Source organism: Hydrotalea lipotrueae (assembly GCF_019249625.1).
Lineage (GTDB): Bacteria > Bacteroidota > Bacteroidia > Chitinophagales > Chitinophagaceae > Hydrotalea > Hydrotalea flava.
The window spans coordinates 154,301-176,958 of sequence record NZ_JAESDL010000003.1 but is presented as its reverse complement, the minus strand read 5'-3'; the positions used below and the strand labels follow the sequence as shown (position 1 = coordinate 176,958).

Here is a 22,658-nt window from a genome sequence, read left to right as displayed (position 1 = left end):
TTGTGATATCCATAAATGTCGTTTCTCTTATAAACGGCAAATTCATTCAATTTATTACAAAAAACATACTTTTGAGATACGCTCTAGTAACTAACCATTTCCTTATTTCAAACAAGAGGTATAATTATGAAATACACCATACATATTTATTTTTTTATTTTTATTTTGCTGCTACCGACGATACTGTTGTCGCAAAGTTTTAGTATTTCTTTTCATCCCCATATACCAGATTCTTCTTTTTTTTATATTAGTGAAATTAATTCACCATTCTATTCTGACGATAGCGGTTCAGCGATACTTTTAAGGGATGGTGCAGTCATTCAACAATATTCTCTATTTAAAAAAGAAATACAATCTCATAATGATAGCAGCATACATAATACCATATCAATTTTGGTAGGTACTGTTAATCAACACTTGATAGTAGTGGTTGATAAAAACTTTAATCATTCTTTCATGGATGATTCCGTGTACTATCTTCCGTTAAAATTACCCGGCCAGTCAAACGTTGATTATATTAAACAACTGCCTATTATTTATCTGAATAATGTAACATATACCGATACTAATTATACTGTTCATTCTTTCGATGCTGCGTTTCGTTGTGAGCCTTTAACTGCTTCCGGTAAACCATTTTCCGATACTACCCTGTTAAAGCAAACTAATTGTTTTAAAGTTAATATTATTTCTTATACTTATTATGAATCTGAACTATTTAAGTATAATGGTAATAGCTATCAGTTTCGTATTTTTCCTTATTCCTTAACGGCTGCTATTTATCCTAAGCAGATGAGAGAGATCAATGAGTATGCTGCCATTTTATTTTATGCTATAGAAAAGGAACGCTTACAATTGGTGGCATATAACGTGTTAGACTATGTTTTACAGAATAGGCAAAGAACAGTTTTTGGAAAAGATAGTATGCATATACAGGCCATTGATTTTGATAGCCAAATTTTGCATTTTACCATTGATTCTGCTTTAAGTACCCATTGGAGGATTCCTTACTCAGTTTTAGTAGGCAGCAATCTGTACCAACTTGCATTACATAAAAATGTACCGATCAACTTTCAAGAAAAGCCATTCACCATTCTTGAATTCAGCGGTAGCTGGTGCAAGCCTTGTATGGCTTTACAGCCGGCCATTGAACAATTACAGCATCATCTGCCTGATACATTTCAGTTCATGACTATTCTAAATGAATATAGCCTGGAAAATGCACAGTTGTTTTATTGGCAACACCACCCCAATTGGCCCGTTTATTATGAGGCAATGGGTAACGATGATGAAAATACCCTCCACAAACAGTTACAAGTGGGCGTATACCCTACTTTTATGGTGACTGATGCCTCCGGAAATATATTATTTAATGAAAATGGTATGGATGCATTAGAGAAATTATGCCAACAATTTAAAATTCTCTTCAAAGTGCCATTACTGGAGAAAAATTAAATACACTTTAAAAAATTGTAGGGATTTCCCTATACATAATAATCAATATTTTTTTTAAATTTACGCAACACTGTTGTTAAATTCATTGCATAGTAAATGATAATTTAAAAATTTCTTTTAGCATAGCTACCTGAAAGAAAACCGGTTGTAGCTAATACTGTATGTGCACAGCAGTATTGCCGGCATCATTACTGTTGTAATGTTATACAGTAGTCAATTAAATTTATTCATTAAAAAATTAAAAATTATGCAAACAAAAAAAATGCAGTTAGAAAATTTGACAGGTAAATTATCTAAGGCTGAAATGAAATTAATTGTTGGTGGTGATTCAGGTACCACTCCATGTTCTAGTAACGCCGATTGTACAAATGGTATTGTTATTAAATGCAATGGAAAATCACAGCAAAGTGGTGCCGGCAGATGTTATAATTCCGGAAATGGTATGGTTTGCCATTATAGTGTTGCCTGTTAGATTTTTTTAAAATTTTCAAAGCAATGGGGTCATTTTATAATGGCCTCATTATTTCAATTTTAACAACTTCAATTATGGCTAATAAAATTTTACCATTTTGTCTATTTATTTTTTTAAGTATAGTTGGATGTAAAACCCGGAGTAAACTGCCGGTTGTTCAAGTGCAGGTAAATGCTTCTTATCAACATCCTGTTCAAATATCTATGTGTGATTTCTTTTCTGATCGTTGTGCTTTCAATTTTATTGATACTGCTGGTGTTAAGAAGGTGTTTCATATAATTCCTGGTCAGCTATTTTCTGTTAATAATGATACCAATTGGCTGTTATTTGATACCGATACCATTACCATTCATAACAAAAACGGATATGCTGATTTTAATACTCAAAATAAAGCAAATAAAAGATATAATGCATTTATAAATGAATGCTATGCAATGAAAGCGCCATTGTATGAAAAGTATACCACTTATTTTTTGCATCATCGAGATAGTATCATAGCTAATGAAAATTTTATTGAGCTATATTTGTCTAAAAATGACAGTTTTTACAGAAAAAAGGTCAATCAATTCATTAATAATTATGATTTTACTCAAAAAATTAATGATGATTTGCGGCATTACATATTAGAAACACAAAAATTAACAGATAACTATTATTATTTCACTGAATTTATGCCCATATTGGATAGTTTAGGATTGCTTAATAAGAGATTGAACTATTATATCAATCAAATTAATCGCCAAAAAATTTCCGTCTTCTCCCAAGGTGATATTACTTTATTAATTTCAAACATTGCCAAACAGCTTACCAAAACCTCAATTAGTCGATTAAAAACGGATCATGCAGTTGCTATGTATTATGATGATATTCGACATTATTTTAAGAAGCAGTCTATTTCTTACGATTATCTTGTTGTCTCTTTATTTGTATATGTAAAACGTAAAAAAATACAATTAGACAGGCCTTTGTATAAAAAGCTTAGGAAAGAAACAAAGCAATCAATATTTTTTAAATATATTGACAAAAGTACCCTAACACCAATAACTGAATTGAAAGATTCGAAAAAAAATAAAAATTTATATGATATTCAATTTCATTCAAAAGATTTGACAGATATTTTAGCTCAATATTCTGGTAAGCCTTTACTCATTTATTTTTGGGCTACCTGGTGCCTGCCTTGTTTAAAAAGTTTGCCTGAGATAGTTGAGCTAAAAAAGAAGTACCCAGATTTGAATATTGTATATGTATCTGTTGATCAATCCCAGCCCGGTTGGAAATCTTTTTTGTTTGAGCGGAATATGTATGGCTCGAATCAATTTAGAAGAAATTTCGCAAATCAGGACACGATTTTTAAAAAAATTCCTGTCATTCCTAAATACGGGTTATTTAACGGATATGGTAATCTAGAATTATTGGATGAAATAAATGATGCTGTTATTAGCCAGTATTTAAAGAAATTTTCTTTTTAGTTTTAATGTGTTTATTTTCTTTGTTTAGTTGCCTATCCGGCATTGCAGATATGCTGCTTTGTATTTGTTTACTTGCCCCAAACACTCATCTTTATTTAATTTTTTCTTCAAAATTGTAGGGCTTCCCCTACACATACTATTCAAAAATTGTTTATATTTTTAGGTTACCTAAGCGCAAGGGTTGCCTGTGGAGGTGTACAGGTATATTTTTTAACTTTTAAATTTTTAAAAAAATGAAACAATTATCAAAAGAAGAAATGAAACAAATTAAGGGGGGTGTAATCGGTTCGCCTAACCAATCTTTAGGCGGCCAATGTACTTCTACTTGCTGGGATTCTTCTACGGGTGGATCTGAATTAGGTTCTGTTAATGTTGCAAGTTGCGACACTGATTACGATGCTTGTAAAAGCACTTTTCCATCCGCAGTAAAGGCTACCTGTTCTTGTAGTTTATAATTAATAAGGCTACCCAATTTTAATGGGTAGCGTTATCTTTTGAATTAATTCTTTTAAATATCTACCAATAAATATTCATTTTCAATGCGTTTAAAGATTTACAATTTTATCAGTAAACTATTGGTTTTTGTTCTATTTCTTTTTTTTTTAGCTGCAGCAGATGCTCAAATTCAAAATAACCGGTTATACAACCTATATATACAGACTGATTTTTCAAATGCAAATTTTCAGACTAAAACATTAAGTATATCTTATAATAGTTTTTATCCTTTTGTGACACTCAGCAATCAAACCTTTTCTATTGTAAATGATTCTACTAAAAAAATATTTAAGATACAACTACCTTATACCAACATTCAAGTAGCATATAACCCAACTATTAGTGTAAAAGATGGAGACACTGTTTTTTTAGAAATAGATAAAACTCAAAGATTTGTTTTGTCAGACAAAAACCCGGTACGTTATTTTTATTTAAAATATTATGCTGCCCATAATAATAGCGCTCAATCACAATTTATTTTAAGTACTTTAAAAGATACCACGCTTACTTTTAACGAATATCTAAATTTTTCCAATCAAAAATTTCTATTAGATTCTCGTTTTATAGATTCGTTTTTTAATAAAAAAGATGATAATAATTTAAAGCTTTTTAAAAATAATTCAAAATGTGCTTTCATTGATGTATTGTACCAATATTTTGTTAATCATAAATTACCCTTAACCGCTAAAGAAAAAGAAATTTTTAGCACATTTGTTCCTTTCTTAGATAGTATTGAATCTTTAAAATCAGTAGTTCCTTATTATCGAATGGCATTAGATGCAGTGGTGAAAGCCAATGCCAATATTACTGCAGATGGGCTATTCACCAAAAAGCAGTTTAAACAATGTTTTTTTATTGCCAATCAGTTATTTTCTAAAGCTACGTTTCGTGTATTTAGCTTAAACCAATTCAGTAAAATTACTTTTTGGTATAATACCGCCTATTTGCCATTAGTCACCAACATTAGAGACAGTTTATTATATGGTGTCTATCGTGTAGCTAAAGCAGATCAACAAGCCATTATTACTCGTTATAACAATTTTAAAAATGCATATGCTAATATATTGCCTTATAAAAACACTTCGTTAATTAACTATTCTGGGAAACAAATATCCCTTTCGCATTTACTCAAAACCAACAAACCAATTGTTCTTAATTATTGGGCTACCTGGTGTGGGCCATGTTTAGCAGAGATGCCTGCTTTGGATAGTGTGCAAAAAGTATTAAAAGATAAAATTGATCTCTATACAATATCAATTGATAAGGATAAGAAAGTCTGGCAGAATTTTCTTCAACAACGGTCATCTATGCAGGCCTATTCTTATTGTCTTGATAAAATTGACAAGAATCCTTTTTTACAACAATACCAAATAGCTCAAGTACCTCGCTTTATGGTGCTACTTGCCAATGGTGATATTCTTTCTACCAATTTTCCACTCCGAGCCAATCATCCTGAGTTTGTGAATAATTTGAATGAGTTGTTAGCGCGTATTCAGGTATATTATTCTTCAATAAATGAAAATTGATGGTACTAATTAAAAATAAATATAATGGTAAAACCGATCTGATATTTTCTAAAGAATTTATGATGGAAGTAATATTATCTGTGCTTGAAAACTAAAAAAAAATTCTTAATAATTCATTTTCAAAATTGTAGGGCTTCCCCTACACGTAGTATTCAAAAAATGTTTATATTTTTATACTACCTAAGCGCAAGGGTTGCCTGTGCAGGTGTACAGGTATATTTTTAAACATTTAAATTTTACAAAAATGAAACAATTAACAAAAGATGAAATGAAACAAATTAAAGGAGGTACTGATCCTTCTGTTTGTATTTCATGTTGGTATGGACCATTATGTGGCCCAACGAAACAATGTGAAAGAGGAAAATCGGATAAAGAACTGATTTGTAATGGGCGTAGTATAGGTTGTTAAAACTGCTACAGTAACAGAACAAATCATTTTTGTTGATATTCTTAATAGCAGAATAGTATTCTCTTAAGGAAGGACAAAGCTATGCAAATACATATTGTCCTTCCTTTCCAAAAAGTTTAAAGCATACTACCATTCAATAAATTTAATCAATGAAATTCTTTCACATTCTGATAGTTTTATTCCTGTTTACTTCTTGTGGTATAAAAATTCCAGTAGTTAAAAATGAAGCGGATTTTTATAAAAGCCATAATTTAATTATAATGGGAAATGACGGTCAGTTAAATAAACACGATTCTTTATATGCTAAATACAAAGGTTGTAAATCATTTACTGTTTGTAAATTTTATTTCAATCGGCCACAAAGGTATTACAATGAATGGCTATCTGGAAAGATTAGTACAATTGCCTACGATTCAATCAAAGAAAAATTGTCACATGATGAACTTTTGTGTATTTGTCAAGATACCAACACGACTACTACTATTAAAATATTTTTAGGAAAGCTTTCCAATGACCAGTATTTCATTGTACCCGATAGTAATAATGATGGTAGTTTTTTCAATGATTCTGCTATTGTATTAACAAATATGAATGTTCAACCAAATGAAAAACATCATAGAATTACATTCATTAATGTATCAGGTTGTTATAACAACCAGCTTTTGCATTTTAAATTTGAAGCATCGGTAAAAGTTAGTCCTACAACGCAAATTCAATATAGTACAATTGAGCTTTCCGATACAAAAAGTTACATCGGTAACAAGAAAATTAATGGGAATAGTTATTCATTCCAGTTAATTGAATTTGTCCCTTTTAGTTTTAGTCAATTAGTGTTGCAAAAATATTTGTATAGCATAAGACTTGTAGATATCAGCCAAAAAATGGTTAGTAATGTACGGTTATTTTCAGATACTATATGTTTAAATAAAAAAAACTATGTTTTCAAGCAAAAGAAACCTGAGGATGGATATGTTAAGTTAAAGCGTGTAAATTCTGCTACCTCAATAGATATGAAATGGAAAATAACCAATCCAACAAAAAAAATATTGAATAACCAGCAAATAGATTTGCTTAGAAGCATCACCGGTTTGTCTTTGAATCATAAAATTATTTTTGCCAATTTTTGGTTTGCCAACTGTCCACCATGCATTGCTGAGTTTCCAGCGTTAAATAATTTGTATGATAGTTTAAAGCAACATTCTGATATTATTTTTTTATCTTTTGCTATGGAGAATCAGGACACGATTAATATTTTTAAAAAACGTTATCAAATTCGTTTCCCAGTTTATTCAATCTCTTCTGAGCAAAATGATTTTTTACAAGGTGCGCCAATTTTTCCTGCAAATATAATATGGACAGAAAAATGGGAACAGGCATATATTCGACGTGGTGGTTCTCAAGATATCTTGGAGGCAAAAGAATTTTTTCAAAATTCTGTATTACCATTATTAATTCAACTAGAGACAAAAAAATATATTCATATAAAATAAAATACTACATATACTGTATATGCTATTTAAAAATGAGTTACTTTCTATTACCTAAGCGCAAGGGTTGCCTGTGCAGGTGTACAGGTATATTTTTAAACTTTTAAATTTTACAAAAATGAAACAATTAACTAAAGAAGAAATGAAACAAATTAAAGGTGGTAGTGATGATTGTAATCAAGAATGCCCTGCAGGAAGTGGGCCGGGTACAACTTGCACAACTATTGCGGGCACTTCAGGTACATGCACAAGAACTTTATGTAATACGCAATCGCTACCTTATTATTATTATGCATGTTCCTAAAATTTTAAGCACCTATTTAATAGGTGCTTAATTTATTTTTTGTTTTCTATATTTTTATTTTATTTATAAAAAAATATGCGAAAGTCAATTTTCTTCTTTTCCCCCTTTCTTCTTTTATTCTCTTTTCCTTGCCTATTCGCCCAACAGGGTGCCTGTAAATCTTTTACCTTACAAGGTACTACACAATGGCCAAATGGTACAACGATTTACCTGCAATATGCGGCAACTCTTACAAAATTTGTAACAGACAGTTGTAAAGTGGTTAACCAAAGTTTTTATTTTAAAGGCTGCATTGCAGAACCGGTAATGGCTTCCTGTTCTATTGGGCCGGTAATGAATGCTATAGCCAGTAATGAGTATTGTGATATTTTCTTATCGCCTGCAACCATGCACCTAACACTTCCTAAGAATAATGTATATTACAATGCACACTTAACAGGTTCTGAAGAAGACAGTATTTTTAATGCGTACAGACGTATTGAAGCACGCTATAAGGCCTTGCTAAAACCATTGCGTGATAGTATACTTTTTTATCAGCAAATTATTCAAAAAGCTGCGCATGAAAATAATACTTCGCTAATTGCTGTATATCGGTCATTGCTACAACAGCTTCAGGAAAGGGTACATCTGTTTAATCGCAGTGAAAAAACGGATGATTCATTGTTTATTTTACAACATCCATTTTCTTATTTTATATTAAGTTGGTTAGCGTCTGCCAAAAATGATTGGATGCCCCTTGCTACTATAGAAAAAATGTATGCCTCTTTTCCTGATGATTTAAAGAAGAGTAAGAATGGTAAGATGATTGCGCAATATATTGCCAATGAAAAAAAATTTGCAGTAGGAAATACTGTGCCCGATTTTACCATAACAGATGTAAAAGGTAATACCATACATTTGGCAGCATACAAACAGCAGCAATATGTTTTATTGGAGTTCGGTGCCTCTTATTGCCTGCCATGCCGGCAAATAGAACCGTATCTCAAAAATATAGATTCACTATATCGGAATCATTTAGCTATTATAAGTATTTCTACTGAAGAAAGTGCTGCAGACTGGCACCGTTGGGTAGAACATGCCAACCTGCCTTGGATTCAAATATTTGATCAGCCGGTGATTAAAAAAGATGGAGGGCAATTACAAAAAATTGGGGATGCCTATCAAATAGTAACAATTCCATCTATGCTGCTATTAGATAAACAAGGTTGTATTGTAGCGAAATATGGTGGCTACTATACTTCTCCCATTGCTTATATTCCTGCATTAAAACAGCAGCTACATGCTATTTTTGAGTATTAAATATTTCTATTACTACGATTCAGTTTTATAATCCATATTCCCTAATTAAAAAACCCCCATACCAAACGGTATGGGGTTGCTGTAAATAATGGAATATTGCGCATTATCGGGCATTGGGCATATTCAATGGTTTATCGCGTACCAACATATTATCGCGGTTGGCCATTTCCCAGGCTGTGTAAAATATCATCTGGGCTCTTTTACTCATCAGTTCAAAATTAATTTTATCAACTGTATCGGTTGGCTTGTGGTAATCGGCTAACAACATGCCATCATAAAAAAATAGAATGGGTACACCTTTCTTGGCAAAATTATAATGATCGCTGCGGTAGTAAATACGATTAGGATCCTGTGGATAGTCGTACTTGTAATCTAAATTCAAGCCTACATATTTTTTATTGACGGCTTCATTAATAATGGGTAATTCGCTGCTTAATTTATCGTGCCCAATTACATATACATAGTTTAATGAATCGGCTGTTTTACGTTCGGTATCTAATCGGCCTATCATATCTGTATTCAAATCAACAGAGGTTTTATCTAATGGGAAGATGGGATGTTCTGAATAGTATTCACTACCCCATAAACCTTTTTCTTCACCACTAACCGTCATAAATACAATGGTGCGGTGTGGTTTATAGCCTTCTTTAGCTGCGGCGCTAAAAGCTTCTGCCATTTGTAGTACAGCGGTTGTTCCAGAACCATCATCATCGGCACCATAATATATTTTGCCATCATGTTTTCCTAAGTGGTCATAATGAGCGGTTAAAAATACATATTCATCTTTTTTATCGGTACCGGGTAAAATGGCAATTACATTGCTGCTTTGTAATTCATTGGTTTTTTTGTGCATAGCAATTTGCACATCCGCATAATAGGTGCCCGGATTTATATCTGCCAATTGTTGCCAGCTTAATGTGGCGGTTCTGCCCAATAACGCAGAAGTCATTGCCGTAGAAATGGTGGCATTGATAAAGGGTTTTCCTTCATTGGGTTTCAGGTACATATTGCCCATTTTAGAAACAGGCTTTTCTCTTGGGTATTCATTAGAAACCAATAAAATGCCGGCTGCACCTAAACGGCGGACTGCCATTACTTTTGCATACATACCAAATGGACTGAAACGATTGTTGGGAACTTTGATTTTTTCCATTAAGTCTTTAGGTCCGCCTTCTAATACAATCACTAATTTACCGGCAACATCTAAACCTTTGTATTCGTTAATGTTGGCATTTTCATCTACAATGCCATATCCGGCAAAAACAGTGTTCTGATAATTAAACTGACCATCTTGCAACGCATTGATAGAAAAATTATAATCCTTATTCCATGCATAGTTTACGCCATTAATACGAAACTGTTCATCGGTTAATTCATCCTGATAAACGGGGAAGTATTGCTGATAGCTGTTGCCATTGCCTGGCTTTAATCCAAATTTTTTAAATTCTGATTCAATGTAAGCAGCAGCTTTCTTTTGGCCGGGAGTAGCGGTTTCGCGGCCCTCCATTTCATCGCTGGCTAAAATGGTTAATTTTTCTTTTAAAGCTGTAGGATTAATGAGTTGTGCAAATTTTTGTGCAGCATCCTCACCGGTTTGTGCCTGTAACTGCCAGGTGGCAAACAGCGCAACAAAGAGTAACATTTTCTTCATCATGTGCATTGGTTTAAGTAAAAAATAATTCATGGTTAATATGCAAAATAGTGTCTATTCCGGCATATTGACCATTTTAAAAAATACGTATCGAAAATAAGAAGGAGCGGCAAGTAAATTGAAAAGAATTACACTAATGGTAGGGTTCTCCCATTATCCCCATTCTTCTTTTTCTTTCTTTTGCTCATCTTTATACACTTTAGCGGCCACCAGAATACTCAATTCGTACAGCGACATTAAGGGTACAAACACAATCATCATACTCATCCAGTCGGGACTGGGCGTAATGAATGCAGCAATGGTGAGCAAAATAACAATGGCATAACGCCTGCTGCGGCGCATGAACATGGGGGTTAATAAACCAATACGGGTGAGTACAAAGGTTACCACAGGCAACTCAAAGGCCAGTCCACAACCCAGAATAATATTAGTTAAGTTCTCTAAATAATCGGTAAGGGTAGGCCGGGTTTCTAACATAGAAAGCGTGCCTAATTTAAAATTGGCTAAGAAGTTAAAGGTATAGGGGCCTAATAAAAAGAAGCCGAATGCAGCACCCAGAAAAAAGAAAAACGAAACCCAAAAAATAGCAAAGCGGGTATTCTTCAATTCTTTGGGGGTTAATGCCGGTTTAATAAAACGCCATAATTCCCAAAATACATAAGGAGCCGATACGATAGCGCCCATAGTAAAAGCTAATGTAATACTGCCCAGAAACTGACCGCCGAAACTGGTAGTTTGCATGTTTACCTGAACGGGTGGTAGGGTTAATCCATCGCCCATACCCAACCAATGGCTTATTTTGTATAAAGCACGATAGGTAATAAAATTGGGATTGATGGGACCGGTAATAATATTATCGAATACCCAGTTACGGTAAATAAAAATAACAATACTGGTTATAAATATCACCAAAACACTGCGGATGATATGCATCCGTAAAGCATCCAGATGATCAATAAAGGTCATCTCAACGGTTTCGGCGGTTCCATTTTTTTTACGAAAATTTGCCATTGATCCTGCAACATTCAATTAGGGCACAAAGTTAATGGGATGAAGTTAGCAAAAAACGAAAAATATGTATTTAACAAAATAAACCTTGTAACCTTCTACCAACAGGGGTATTGCTTATTCTAATATTTTTAATTTTACCATATCAATGCGGGTTTCACTCACATTCAATATATCAAACTGGTAAGGACCGATGATGATTTTTTCTTTGGGCTTGGGAATGGTGGTATGCTGGTTAATAATAAATCCACTCAGTGTTTCTGATTCTTCATCATTAAATTCCAAATGGTATTTTTCGTTCAGATAGTCCAATTCCAGCCGGCCGCTGAACAAAAATTCTTTTTCGGCTATTTGTTTTTCCACCAAATCTTCGGTGTCGTATTCATCTTTAATTTCTCCAAAAATTTCTTCCAATAAATCTTCTAATGTAACAATACCTGCCGTGCCGCCAAATTCATCTACCACCCAGGCAATGGTTTTGCGTTCTTTGGTGAATTTGTTGATTAAATCGGTGGCGCTCATGGTTTCAGGAACGGCTGGTATTGGCAACAAAATATCTTTAATGGCAGCGGGTTTTTTAAACAAGTCTAACTGATGAATATAGCCCAAAATATTATCGATGGTATCTTCATATACAATCAGCTTGCTGAGTTTGGTTTGTATGTAGCGTTCGCGTACTTCCTCTAAGGTTGCGGTGATTTCAACTGCTTCAATTTCGGTTCGGGGTACTAAGCACTGGCGTATTTTAACCATGGGTAAGCTCAATGCGTTTTCAAACAACTCATTGTTTACCTCTGCATTTTCTTCATCGGTATCTTTATTTTGTTGGTATAAATGCTCCAAATCTATTTTACTGAATACCTCACTTTTATCTTTCACCGGCACATTAAAAATGTATTTTAAAATCCATTGTGAAATGCCTACAAAAAATACGGCCAATGGTTGAAAAATATTGTGGAAGAATTTTGCCAAAGGTGCAAAAACAATCAATAAACTGTCGTTCCTGGCACGAAAAATGGCTTTAGGTATAAATTCACCAAAAATTAATACAATCAGAGTAGAGAGCAGGGTATTGAAAATCAATTTCAAATAGCTATTTTCAATATCGAAAAAGCGTTTAAAGAAATTCCAGATACTGGAGTTGAGTAATTCATCAAACAACAAGCCATAGGCCACCAAAAAAACATTCACACCAATCAGGCAGGTGCCTATAAATTGTGTGGGCTTATCTAAAAATTTACCTACAATAATGCCACCGCTGCGGCCCTGCTTTTTCTTTAATTCAATGCTTAAACGATTGGCACTTAAAAAAGCAATTTCATAACCGGCAAAAAAACCGATGAACAGTAGTGTAACAATTAGCCAAATAAAGGTGTACAATTGATCCATACCATACGAAAGTAATAAATCTTAATGATATGTACCACATGCCATCAACTGCAACCTACGCTAATAGCTTTTAAGATTGCTTTTATGTAATTTTTAGGGGGTGATGTCCATTATTTTTGAACACCCAACAGTTCTACCGTAAAAACCAAGGTAGCGCCGGGGCCAATTTTTTCGCCTGCTCCTTTGTTGCCATAAGCCAAATCGGAGGGAAGGTAAATTTTCCACTTGCTGCCTATGGTCATTAATTGCAGGGCTTCCTGCCAGCCTTTTATCACGCCATTCAATGGAAAGGTTACTGGCTCGCCTCTATCAACCGAACTATCAAATACTGTTCCGTCAATAAGTGTACCGTGGTAATGGCAGGTTACTTTATCGGCTAAGGTGGGTTTTATGGTATCGGTACCGGCTTTCAGTACTTCATATTCCAATCCATCGGGCAGGGTAACTACACCAGGACGTTTGCCATTGGCTTCCAGAAATTTTTTGCCGGCTGCTATATTGGCCTGAGTTCTCAGCTCATGCATTTTGGCTGCATAAGCAGTAATGATATTCATTACCTGCGCATCGGTTAGTTGCACTTTTTTCTTTTCGGTAATTTCTTTTAAGCCTTTCAAAAATAATTCGGTATTGATATTGGATAGGTTTTGTGCTTCTAACGATTGCCCCACACTAATACCCAATGCATAACTGGCTGAGTCTTTTTCTGTTTTGAGTAGAAGGGTATTAGGATGTGTCGTGCTGTGCGTTGGCATGGGCTTTTTGATTTGTGCATGCAATGCTGGGCTGCCTAATAAAATAGCGATAGGAAGGAATAATTTAGTCATATACTTAGCTTAATAGGATGTGTTGATAATGTACAATCTGTATAACTTTCATCGGTTGTTTTTTGAACAACAATTTTTATTTCGTAAGCAATGATAAGCAACAAATTTGAATGGAAATACAGGATGCCGGTTTTTTATAGGTTGGCAATGCTGTTTTTAACAGATTTCTGTCATCATCCTTTGGCATCGGCCAGCAATTGAGCAATAGCCTGTGCTGCTTTTTCAAAACCAAATCCGGCTATTACGGTATCCATTTGGTGTTGTATTTGCGGGTTACACAAATTACCTATACTGCCTTCATGGGTATGGTGCAATTGGGTGCTGTAGGTAAATTGCCCGGCTTCAATTTGCCGGCCAATTTGTTGATAGGCTTCGCGAAAAGGTACGCCCTGTAATACTAATTTGTTTACTTCTTCCACACTAAATAGATAGCGGTATTTTTCATCGGCAATAATATGCTCCTTAATGTGTATATTTTCTAGCATCAGCGTAGCCATTTGCAGGCATTGACGTACAATGCTAAAGGCAGGAAACAAATGTTCTTTTAATAATTGCAAATCGCGATGATAGCCTGATGGCAAATTGGTGGTTTGCAAGGTAATTTCATTCGGCAATGCTTTGATACGATTACAATGCGAACGAATGAGTTCAAATACATCCGGATTTTTTTTATGCGGCATAATGCTGCTGCCGGTTGTTAACTCAGCCGGGAAAGATACAAAATCGAAATTCTGGTTCAGGTACAGGCACATGTCCATACTTAAACGAGCTAAGGTGTCAGCTACATTGGCCAAAGCTTGTGCGGTGATGCGTTCTGCCTTACCCCTACCCATTTGTGCATAAACTACATTGTAATTCAAATCATCAAAGCCTAATAAATTGGTGGTCAATGTACGGTTAATGGGGAAAGATGAACCATAACCCGCTGCACTGCCTAAGGGATTTTTATTGACCACTTTATACGCCGATTGCAGTGTAATACAATCATCCACCAAACTTTCGGCATAAGCGCCAAACCATAACCCAAAAGAAGAGGGCATGGCCAATTGCAAATGCGTGTAGCCGGGCAGTAAATGGTTTTTGAACCGCTCGCTTTGTTGTTGCAGTAGGGAAAAAAATAGCTGTATGGCCCTAACGGTATCGGTAATTTCGTGGCGTAAAAACAATTTAATGTCTACCAACACCTGATCGTTTCTGCTGCGGGCACTGTGTATTTTTTTGCCTACTTCGCCTAATTTTTCGGTAAGCAAAATTTCAATTTGTGAATGTATGTCTTCCACATCATCTGCTAACTGAAATTGGCCGGCTTCAATGGTAGTATAAATATGAAGCAGTTCTTTTTTCAATAATCGGGCTTCTGATGTTTCCAATAATCCCACGGATGCCAGCATGGTAATATGTGCCATTGAACCCAATACATCAAAGGATGCCAGGTACATGTCCATAGCCCTATCGTTGCCTACAGTAAACTGTTCTACTGCCTGTAATGCACCGCTATCTTTTTGCCAGAGTTTCATGATGTTGTATATACGTGGTTAAAAAATAAATCAGTTTTTATTGTTTTACCGGCTGCTTTTTTTCGGAAACAGGTAGTAATACTTTGTTCAATAGTTCAATGTATAATGCAATACCGTTGGTAATCTCATCCGTAAAAATAAACTCATCCGCACTATGGCTTCTGGCGCTGTCGCCCGGCCCCATTTTCAACGTAGGGAAGGGCATCAATGCTTTATCGCTGGTAGTGGGCGATCCGTAACAGGTTCTGCCTAAACTAAGTCCTGCTTGTATCAGCGGATGTTCCATTGCAATGGAGGTAGAACGTAAACGGCAGCTTCTTGGCTGAAACTGACTTTGTATGTTTTGTTGAATTACCGCCAGTATTTCTTCAAAAGTATACAATTCATTTACCCGAATATCTACTACAAACTGGCATTGTGCCGGCACTACATTGTGCTGTTTATTATCGGTTTGAATAACGGTAACACTCATTTTAACAGGCCCTAATAAATCGCTCACTTTCTCAAACCGGTATTGTGTAAACCATTCAATATCTTTCATGGCTTTTAATATGGCATTATCGCCTTCTTCTCTGGCTGCATGGCCGGGTTTGCCTTGTGCCGTGCAATCAATAACCAGTAAACCTTTTTCAGCCAGGGCCATATTCATTAAAGTAGGTTCGCCTACAATGCCGCAATCTATTTTAGGTAGGCGGGGTAACAATATTTCTACGCCATTGCTGCCTGAAATTTCTTCTTCTGCCGTTGCGGCCATAATGAGGTTATAAGCCAGATTTTCCTGCTGGTAAAAATGTAAAAAAACAGCCATTAAAGAAACTAAGCATCCGCCGGCATCATTACTGCCTAAGCCGTATAATTTACCATCTTTTTCAATAGGTTCAAATGGAGGCAGGGTATAGGCTTTATTGGGTTTTACCGTATCGTGGTGTGAGTTTAAGAGGATAGTGGGTTTATCGGGATTAAAGTATTTGTTTTTTGCCCAGATATTATTTAAGAACTGATGGGTAGTTACCCCTTTGCTTTCTAAGAATGTTTGAATTAATTCTGCTGTTTCCTCCTCTTCTTTGCTGAAGGAAGGGGTAGCAATTAATTTTTTTAAAAGCCGGGTTGCATCTTTTGCTAAATATGCTACCGTTGTAACCGATTCGTTTGACTGCATAAAGAATTTTTTTATGTTCCCGAAGTAAGGGTGGTACCGGAAGTACCCTTCAATAGTTCGGATAATACGTTTGCTTTGCCAATTATAACACGCTGCACCCCCTTTTGCAATGCGGTAAACGCATTCTCTAATTTGGGCAGCATGCCATCTGCAATAATTCCCTGTGCTTTCAGTTGTGCATATATTTGGGGCGTGATCAATGGAACCACCGATGTATCATCGTTTACATCCATTAATACGCCAGCTTTTTCAAACAGATAAATTAACGATACTGCATAGTGTGGTGCCAGCGCTGTTGCTATTTCCTGCGCAATGGTATCGGCATTGGTATTCAGTAAATGCCCATTGCCGTTATGGGTAATAGGCGCTACTACCACACTGCTATTGTTGTTGAGCAATTGTTGTAATAATGCGGTGTTAATACCATCTACATCGCCCACAAAACCATAATCAATAGTTGGGTGTATGCGTTGGTGGGCTTGTATTAAATTGCCATCGGCGCCGGTTAAACCTATTGCATTACATTGAAAAGATTGCAATTGGGCTACTATATTTTTGTTTATGTAGCCGGCATACACCATGGTAACAGTTTTAAGCGTTTCTGCATCCGTAATTCTGCGTCCGCCCACCATTTGTTGTGGTATTTGTAATTGTGCTGCCATGCGGGTAGCCAGTTTACCGCCGCCATGAATCAATATTTTTTTTCCTGGTATTTCGGCAAAGGCCTGCAGGAAAGCAGCGAGTTGCTGTTCGTCATCAATAATATTGCCGCCTACTTTTAAAATAAATACCTGTTCCATTAGCCTTGTTTCAGGGTTTGTAAAATATTGGTCAATACTGCCTGCGCGGCCCATACGCGGTTACCTGCCTCTGTCGTTACCAGGCTGTTGGGGCCATCTAATATTTCATCACTCAATTCCACATTTCTTCTAACCGGCAGGCAATGCATTACTTTGGCATTATTGGTAAGTGCCAGCCTTTCATTGGTCAACATCCAGGCCGGGTCGTTTTCATATATTTTGCCATAGTCGTGGTAGGTGCTCCAGTTTTTTACATATACATAATCGGCATCTTGTAATGCTTCTGTTTGGTTATGCGTAATGGTGGCACCGTTGGTAAATTGGGTATCTAAGGCATAATCTTCCGGATGCGTAATTACAAAATCGGCCTCACCCCAGGCATTAACCCATTGTGCAAAGCTATTGGCTACACATTGCGGTAAGGGTTTTACATGCGGTGCCCAGGTAAGTACTACTTTTGGTTTTTTTTGTGCGGTACCGGATTTACGCAGTAAATCTTCCTGTATGGTAATAATATCGGTGAGCGATTGTAAGGGGTGTAGGGTAGCGCTTTCTAAACTAATAACCGGTACATTGGCGTAGCGAATAAACTGGTTGATGTATAATTCGCTGTAATCATCTTCCCGGTTTTTTAATGAGGGAAAGGTACGTATGGCCAACACATCAAAATAGCTGCCCAAAATGGGGGCAGCATCTTTAATATGTTCAACCGTATTGCCACTCATAATGGCACCTTCTTCAAACTCTAATGCCCATCCTTCTTTGTCTACATTAAACACAATGCTTTCCATACCCAAATTAGCGGCGGCTACCTGTGTGCTTAAACGGGTACGTAAGCTGGGGTTAAGAAACAACATACCTATACGTAAGTTTTTACCTAAATGTTGATCTTTTAACGGATGGGCTTTATAAGCCAATGCCGCTGCTACCATGTTGTTGATGGCAGTGCCGGTATGTTGCATCTCCGGCGTTAATACATCATATACATTGATAAACTGTTTCATGTAATATAGTTGAAAGGGTATGATGGGTAATTTATTGTTCGGTTTTTTCCAATAAGCCTTGATCTTCTTTTACTGCATCAATGGCTTCCCGTAAGGTTTCTAAAAATTCGTCGGCTTGCTTACGGGTTAAGGCCAATGAGGGCAATAAGCGAATGGTATTGGGTTTGGCTTCGCCGGTAAAAATATTGTAATCGAATATCAGCTTTTTTCTTAATTCTTTTAAATAATCCGGCACATCAAATCCTATCATCAATCCACGTCCACGAACATTTTCCAATTCAGGAAATTCTTTTAATTTATTCATGATATACATGCCGCGTTGTTTGGCCATTTCAATCAGGTTCTCCTGTTCCATTACTTCCAAAACACCTAAGGCTGCTGCACAGGCTAAAGGATTACCGCCAAAGGTAGTACCCAGCATGCCATATTTGGCAGGTATATGCGGAGCTATTAAAATACCGGCAACGGGAAATCCGTTACCCATGCCTTTGGCCATGGTATAAATATCGGCGGCTACATTAGCATAATCATGTGCAAAAAAGCGGCCGCTGCGGCCATAGCCACATTGTACACTATCGGCAATAAAAACGGCATTGTGTGCAGTGCATTGTGTGCGAATAGTTTGTAAAAATGCTTCTGAAGCCATATTAATGCCACCCACGCCTTGTATGCCTTCAACAATTACGGCGGCTACCTGTTGCCCATTTTCTGCAAAATAGTTTTCCAATGCGCTTACATCATTAAAGGGAAGAAATACCACATTGTCGGTTTCATTCACCGGTGCTACAATAGCCGGATTATCGGTTACGGCTACGGCAAGGGAGGTACGCCCGTGAAACGATTTTGAAAAGGCTACCATCTTTTTCCTGCCGGTATAAAAAGAGGCTAATTTCAAAGCATTTTCATTGGCTTCGGCGCCACTATTACACAGAAATAATTGGTAGTCGGGTTTGCCGCTGATTTTACCCAGTTTATCGGCCAGCTCTTGTTGTATGGGTAAATGTACTGAGTTGGAATAAAAGGCAATTTTTTCCAATTGGTCTTCTATTCTTTTTACCCAATGCGGATGGGTATGCCCAATGCTGATAACGGCATGGCCGCCATACATGTCTAAATATTGTACACCCTGGTCGTCCCAAACATAAGCGCCTGCTGCCCGTGTTATGGCAATATCATACAATGGGTACACTTCAAAAAGTTTCATGGTTTAGTTGTTTAATTCTTTAAATCAATTGTTATATTCTGTTTCAGTTGTTTATTGATGCGTTGTTATTATTTATTATATGGCGCCCTATATATCTATCCTGCTTTGCCGTTGTTTAAAATGCTGTGGCTTTTAATTGTAAGCCTGCTGTTTCCGGAAATCCGAACATCAGATTCATATTTTGTACAGCTTGTCCCGAAGCGCCTTTCAATAAATTATCTAATGCACTGTGCACCACTAATTTATTGCCCTGTTTTTCTAAATGGATGAGGCATTTATTGGTGTTCACTACCTGTTTTAAATCGATCATGGTATCTGATACATGGGTAAAGACTGCTTCACGATAGTATAGTTGATACATTTCTTTTAATTCGTTTAAAGGAAAGGCGCAATCTATCATTGAGCTTACGTAAATACCCCTTGTAAAATCGCCCCGCCAGGGTATAAAATGAACGGTAATTCCATCATTGCCCTGCAATTGTTCTAAAGTTTGTCCTATTTCATGAATGTGCTGGTGCTGTAGGGTTTTGTAGGCGGAAATATTATTGGAGCGCCAACTGAAATGCGTGGTAGCCGAGGGACTTTGCCCCGCACCGGTAGAGCCGGTAATTCCGGTTGTGAACACATCGCCCAAAATACCCGCATTGGCCAAGGGCAGTAAACCCAACTCAATGGTACTGGCAAAACAACCCGGATTGGCAATATTACGGGCCGATTGGATGGCTTTTTTATTCATTTCGGGTAAGCCGTACACGAAGTGACGTTCGTCTATTGTTGCATGTTGGTGTAACCGAAAATCCTGCGATAAATCGATGATGCGAATGGAAGTATCAATGGCGTGTTCTTCCAAAAATTTTCTGGCAGCGCCATGGCCTACGCATAAAAAATATACATCGGCATCCTGCTTTAATGCATTGGTAAATTGAAGGTTGGTATCACCTTCCAGGTCGGTATGTACTGAAGCGATTTTCTGTTGGGCGTGGCTGTTACTGTGCACAAAATGGATGGTTGCAAAAGGGTGGTGCAACAGCAATCTAATTAATTCGCCACCGGTATACCCTGCACCGCCAATAATGCCCACTTTTATTTTATTCTGCATGGTGCTGTTCCTTTACTTTATGATAGATAGATACCTGGTTGCCAAAAATTTTGCTGAAGCCTCTTACATCTTCGCCAGTAAAACCTGTATTCATTTCACCGTATTTTCCAAATTTACTGTTCATTAAATCAAATGGCGATTCAATGCCGATGACCTGAAAGCGATAAGGCATTAATTGTACAAACACTTTTCCGGTAACCTGTTGCTGGCTATTGGTTAAAAAAGCTTCTATATCCCGCATCACGGGGTCTAATATCTGGCCCTCATGCAACCAGTTGCCATAAAAAGCGGCCAACTGATCTTTCCAGTTTAACTGCCATTTGGTGAGTACATGTTTTTCTAAAGCATGGTGTGCTTTTAAAATAATCATAGGTGCGGCTGCTTCAAAACCAACGCGGCCTTTAATGCCAATAATGGTATCACCCACATGAATATCGCGGCCAATGCCAAAAGGCGCAGCTATACTATGTAAATGTTTAATGGCATCGGTGGGGTGCGCAAAATGGGTATCGTTTACTGATAATAATTCTCCTTGTACAAAACCCAACTCTACTTCTTCCTCCTGTGTTTTGGTTACCTGTGTGGGCCATGCCGATTCAGGCAACATGCCTTTGCTGCTCAGGGTTTCTTTACCGCCTACACTGGTACCCCATAATCCTTTGTTAATGGAATACATACTTTTCTCAAAATTCATATTTACCTGTTTTTGCTTCAGGTAATCAATTTCGGCTTCACGGCTTAGTTGTAAATCGCGGATGGGGGTAATAATTTCTACACCGGGTATTAAGATGTGAAAAATCATGTCAAAACGTACCTGGTCATTACCGGCGCCAGTACTGCCATGGGCAACGGCATCGGCTTGCAGTTGTTGGGCATGTTCGGCAATATGCAGTGCCTGGCTAAGCCTTTCGGCACTTACACTTAACGGATAGGTATTGTTTTTTAATACATTACCGAATATTAGGTATTTAATAATTTTTTCGTAATACGATTGCACGGCATTTACCGTGGTATGTGTTTTAACACCCAGGCTATAGGCATGTGCTTCAATGCGTTTTAATTCAGCCTCGGTAAAACCGCCGGTATCTACTAAAATGCTGTGTACTTCATAACCTTTGTCTTCACTCAGGTACTTTACACAAAAGGTAGTATCTAGACCACCGCTAAATCCAAGTACAACTTTTTTGGTTTTCATGCTTGCAATATTTTAATGTATCGGTTGTTTAAAATGATAAAAAGGTGTGGAACAGGCTTTTATTTTTGGTAGGGTTGCCATTGGTTTCTTTACGTTTAAATATTTTGCCAAAACTGATTTGTTTTAAATGCAACAAACGTTCATACACTTTGCGTTTTTTTTCAAAATTAGCAGTGGTTTCTTTGGGTTCGTGCTTATCTTTCGGATCAAACAGCATAGCGGTACACATGCAGTTTTTTCTATCCTTGCTCATTAAAATATCATAGTTCACGCAGCTTTTACAACCTGCCCAAAATTCTTCATCATCGGTTAATTCGCTGTAGGTAACGGGTTCATAACCCAACTCGCTGTTAATTTTCATTACGGCCAGTCCGGTAGTCAGTCCAAATATTTTCGCTTCCGGATATTTTTCGCGAGATAGTTGGAAGATGCGTTGTTTAATTTTTTTGGCTACGCCCGTTTTTCTGAATTCGGGCGAAACAATTAAACCACTATTGGCAACAAATTTGCCGTGGCTCCATTCTTCAATGTAGCAGAAGCCCACCCATTGCCCCGTAGTGGTAACGGCTATAACGGCTTTGCCTTCCAGCATTTTAGCAGCCACATATTCCGGCGAGCGTTTAGCAATACCGGTACCACGAGCTTTTGCCGATGCCTCCATTTCGGTTGTAATGCGCAAAGCATAGTGCGTATCTAAATGATGCGCAACACGTACAATAATTTCTTGTTGATTCTCCACTGCTGGTTCAATATTTTAAATGCGATGTTTGAAAATAGAAAACAGGCCATTGCAAGGCCATTCCAATAAGGAAAGAGTCGGGTGTCAAAATATTAGATACGAGGTCGTCGCAGTAAAAAGCGGAAGTTGCTGTTACCCAATGCAGAGGCCTGATCC

At 36.8% G+C, this 22,658-nt stretch carries 21 protein-coding genes; 9 read left to right on the top strand and 12 right to left on the bottom strand.

What is annotated here, in order from left to right; genetic code table 11:
* Positions 1–126 precede the first annotated feature (126 nt).
* The 9 genes from JK139_RS03880 to JK139_RS03840 all read left to right on the top strand — a co-directional run bounded on the left by JK139_RS03880 (position 127) and on the right by JK139_RS03840 (position 8,913).
* Positions 127–1,452, top strand: coding sequence for a TlpA family protein disulfide reductase (locus JK139_RS03880; protein ID WP_074421293.1), 1,326 nt, complete (start codon positions 127–129; stop codon positions 1,450–1,452).
* Positions 1,453–1,699: 247 nt separating this feature from the next.
* On the top strand, positions 1,700–1,924 hold the full coding sequence (locus JK139_RS03875) for a hypothetical protein (RefSeq protein ID WP_143439698.1): 225 nt from the start codon (positions 1,700–1,702) through the stop codon (positions 1,922–1,924).
* Between the two features lie 74 nt (positions 1,925–1,998).
* Positions 1,999–3,393, top strand: coding sequence for a TlpA family protein disulfide reductase (locus tag JK139_RS03870; protein ID WP_179855968.1), 1,395 nt, complete (start codon positions 1,999–2,001; stop codon positions 3,391–3,393).
* Positions 3,394–3,626: 233 nt separating this feature from the next.
* The gene (locus JK139_RS03865; protein ID WP_074421322.1) at positions 3,627–3,848 is read left to right on the top strand and encodes a bacteriocin; all 222 of its coding nucleotides are present in this window, start codon (positions 3,627–3,629) and stop codon (positions 3,846–3,848) included.
* Positions 3,849–3,932: 84 nt separating this feature from the next.
* Positions 3,933–5,414: a TlpA family protein disulfide reductase gene (locus tag JK139_RS03860; protein WP_218330628.1), complete on the top strand. Its 1,482-nt coding sequence runs from the start codon at positions 3,933–3,935 to the stop codon at positions 5,412–5,414.
* A 244-nt stretch (positions 5,415–5,658) separates the two neighbouring features.
* Positions 5,659–5,823 (top strand): bacteriocin, encoded by a 165-nt coding sequence (locus JK139_RS03855; RefSeq protein ID WP_143439263.1) that lies wholly within the window; start codon positions 5,659–5,661, stop codon positions 5,821–5,823.
* A gap of 149 nt (positions 5,824–5,972) precedes the next feature.
* Entirely contained in the window at positions 5,973–7,313 is a 1,341-nt protein-coding gene (locus JK139_RS03850; RefSeq protein WP_218330627.1) for a TlpA family protein disulfide reductase, read from the top strand.
* Between the two features lie 155 nt (positions 7,314–7,468).
* Positions 7,469–7,645 carry a hypothetical protein gene (locus JK139_RS03845; RefSeq protein ID WP_218330626.1) on the top strand — a complete coding sequence of 59 codons (177 nt, stop codon included), beginning with the start codon at positions 7,469–7,471 and terminating at the stop codon, positions 7,643–7,645.
* Between the two features lie 44 nt (positions 7,646–7,689).
* Positions 7,690–8,913, top strand: a complete 1,224-nt coding sequence (locus tag JK139_RS03840; RefSeq protein ID WP_074421018.1) for a TlpA disulfide reductase family protein — start codon at positions 7,690–7,692, stop codon at positions 8,911–8,913.
* Between the two features lie 103 nt (positions 8,914–9,016).
* Here JK139_RS03840 and JK139_RS03835 read toward each other — a convergent pair whose 3' ends face one another.
* The 12 genes from JK139_RS03835 to JK139_RS03780 all read right to left on the bottom strand — a co-directional run bounded on the left by JK139_RS03835 (position 9,017) and on the right by JK139_RS03780 (position 22,502).
* On the bottom strand, positions 9,017–10,567 hold the full coding sequence (locus JK139_RS03835; protein WP_074421019.1) for a M28 family peptidase: 1,551 nt from the start codon (positions 10,565–10,567) through the stop codon (positions 9,017–9,019).
* Between the two features lie 150 nt (positions 10,568–10,717).
* The gene (gene tatC, locus JK139_RS03830) at positions 10,718–11,575 is read right to left on the bottom strand and encodes a twin-arginine translocase subunit TatC (RefSeq protein ID WP_074421020.1); all 858 of its coding nucleotides are present in this window, start codon (positions 11,573–11,575) and stop codon (positions 10,718–10,720) included.
* 114 nt (positions 11,576–11,689) lie between these two features.
* On the bottom strand, positions 11,690–12,961 hold the full coding sequence (locus JK139_RS03825; protein ID WP_074421021.1) for a hemolysin family protein: 1,272 nt from the start codon (positions 12,959–12,961) through the stop codon (positions 11,690–11,692).
* 110 nt (positions 12,962–13,071) lie between these two features.
* Complete coding sequence (locus JK139_RS03820) at positions 13,072–13,785, bottom strand: FKBP-type peptidyl-prolyl cis-trans isomerase (protein ID WP_228733109.1); 714 nt, start codon at positions 13,783–13,785, stop codon at positions 13,072–13,074.
* Positions 13,786–13,958: 173 nt separating this feature from the next.
* Entirely contained in the window at positions 13,959–15,302 is a 1,344-nt protein-coding gene (argH, locus tag JK139_RS03815; RefSeq protein WP_218330625.1) for an argininosuccinate lyase, read from the bottom strand.
* A 37-nt stretch (positions 15,303–15,339) separates the two neighbouring features.
* Positions 15,340–16,461: a M20 family metallo-hydrolase gene (locus tag JK139_RS03810; RefSeq protein WP_074420483.1), complete on the bottom strand. Its 1,122-nt coding sequence runs from the start codon at positions 16,459–16,461 to the stop codon at positions 15,340–15,342.
* A gap of 11 nt (positions 16,462–16,472) precedes the next feature.
* Positions 16,473–17,261: an acetylglutamate kinase gene (gene argB / locus JK139_RS03805; protein ID WP_074420484.1), complete on the bottom strand. Its 789-nt coding sequence runs from the start codon at positions 17,259–17,261 to the stop codon at positions 16,473–16,475.
* Positions 17,261–18,265 carry a Rossmann-fold NAD(P)-binding domain-containing protein gene (locus JK139_RS03800; RefSeq protein ID WP_218330624.1) on the bottom strand — a complete coding sequence of 335 codons (1,005 nt, stop codon included), beginning with the start codon at positions 18,263–18,265 and terminating at the stop codon, positions 17,261–17,263. The genes argB and JK139_RS03800 overlap by 1 nt, the downstream gene beginning before the upstream one ends.
* A 31-nt stretch (positions 18,266–18,296) precedes the next feature.
* Positions 18,297–19,469, bottom strand: coding sequence for an aspartate aminotransferase family protein (locus tag JK139_RS03795; RefSeq protein WP_074420486.1), 1,173 nt, complete (start codon positions 19,467–19,469; stop codon positions 18,297–18,299).
* A gap of 115 nt (positions 19,470–19,584) precedes the next feature.
* Positions 19,585–20,568 (bottom strand): N-acetyl-gamma-glutamyl-phosphate reductase, encoded by a 984-nt coding sequence (argC, locus tag JK139_RS03790; RefSeq protein WP_218330623.1) that lies wholly within the window; start codon positions 20,566–20,568, stop codon positions 19,585–19,587.
* Positions 20,558–21,763: an argininosuccinate synthase gene (locus tag JK139_RS03785; RefSeq protein WP_074420488.1), complete on the bottom strand. Its 1,206-nt coding sequence runs from the start codon at positions 21,761–21,763 to the stop codon at positions 20,558–20,560. The genes argC and JK139_RS03785 overlap by 11 nt, the downstream gene beginning before the upstream one ends.
* 28 nt (positions 21,764–21,791) lie before the next feature.
* On the bottom strand, positions 21,792–22,502 hold the full coding sequence (locus JK139_RS03780) for a GNAT family N-acetyltransferase (RefSeq protein ID WP_074421023.1): 711 nt from the start codon (positions 22,500–22,502) through the stop codon (positions 21,792–21,794).
* Positions 22,503–22,658: the final 156 nt, after the last annotated feature.

What these genes read in the sequence shown, in the direction of transcription:
- JK139_RS03880 (WP_074421293.1), top strand. Translation starts at nt 127, where the DNA reads ATGAAATACACCATACATATTTATTTTTTTATTTTTATTTTGCTGCTA.
- JK139_RS03875 (WP_143439698.1), top strand. Translation starts at nt 1,700, where the DNA reads ATGCAAACAAAAAAAATGCAGTTAGAAAATTTGACAGGTAAATTATCT.
- JK139_RS03870 (WP_179855968.1), top strand. Translation starts at nt 1,999, where the DNA reads ATGGCTAATAAAATTTTACCATTTTGTCTATTTATTTTTTTAAGTATA.
- JK139_RS03865 (WP_074421322.1), top strand. Translation starts at nt 3,627, where the DNA reads ATGAAACAATTATCAAAAGAAGAAATGAAACAAATTAAGGGGGGTGTA.
- JK139_RS03860 (WP_218330628.1), top strand. Translation starts at nt 3,933, where the DNA reads ATGCGTTTAAAGATTTACAATTTTATCAGTAAACTATTGGTTTTTGTT.
- JK139_RS03855 (WP_143439263.1), top strand. Translation starts at nt 5,659, where the DNA reads ATGAAACAATTAACAAAAGATGAAATGAAACAAATTAAAGGAGGTACT.
- JK139_RS03850 (WP_218330627.1), top strand. Translation starts at nt 5,973, where the DNA reads ATGAAATTCTTTCACATTCTGATAGTTTTATTCCTGTTTACTTCTTGT.
- JK139_RS03840 (WP_074421018.1), top strand. Translation starts at nt 7,690, where the DNA reads ATGCGAAAGTCAATTTTCTTCTTTTCCCCCTTTCTTCTTTTATTCTCT.
- JK139_RS03835 (WP_074421019.1), bottom strand. Translation starts at nt 10,567, where the DNA reads ATGATGAAGAAAATGTTACTCTTTGTTGCGCTGTTTGCCACCTGGCAG.
- tatC (WP_074421020.1), bottom strand. Translation starts at nt 11,575, where the DNA reads ATGGCAAATTTTCGTAAAAAAAATGGAACCGCCGAAACCGTTGAGATG.
- JK139_RS03825 (WP_074421021.1), bottom strand. Translation starts at nt 12,961, where the DNA reads ATGGATCAATTGTACACCTTTATTTGGCTAATTGTTACACTACTGTTC.
- JK139_RS03820 (WP_228733109.1), bottom strand. Translation starts at nt 13,785, where the DNA reads ATGACTAAATTATTCCTTCCTATCGCTATTTTATTAGGCAGCCCAGCA.
- argH (WP_218330625.1), bottom strand. Translation starts at nt 15,302, where the DNA reads ATGAAACTCTGGCAAAAAGATAGCGGTGCATTACAGGCAGTAGAACAG.
- JK139_RS03810 (WP_074420483.1), bottom strand. Translation starts at nt 16,461, where the DNA reads ATGCAGTCAAACGAATCGGTTACAACGGTAGCATATTTAGCAAAAGAT.
- argB (WP_074420484.1), bottom strand. Translation starts at nt 17,261, where the DNA reads ATGGAACAGGTATTTATTTTAAAAGTAGGCGGCAATATTATTGATGAC.
- JK139_RS03800 (WP_218330624.1), bottom strand. Translation starts at nt 18,265, where the DNA reads ATGAAACAGTTTATCAATGTATATGATGTATTAACGCCGGAGATGCAA.
- JK139_RS03795 (WP_074420486.1), bottom strand. Translation starts at nt 19,469, where the DNA reads ATGAAACTTTTTGAAGTGTACCCATTGTATGATATTGCCATAACACGG.
- argC (WP_218330623.1), bottom strand. Translation starts at nt 20,568, where the DNA reads ATGCAGAATAAAATAAAAGTGGGCATTATTGGCGGTGCAGGGTATACC.
- JK139_RS03785 (WP_074420488.1), bottom strand. Translation starts at nt 21,763, where the DNA reads ATGAAAACCAAAAAAGTTGTACTTGGATTTAGCGGTGGTCTAGATACT.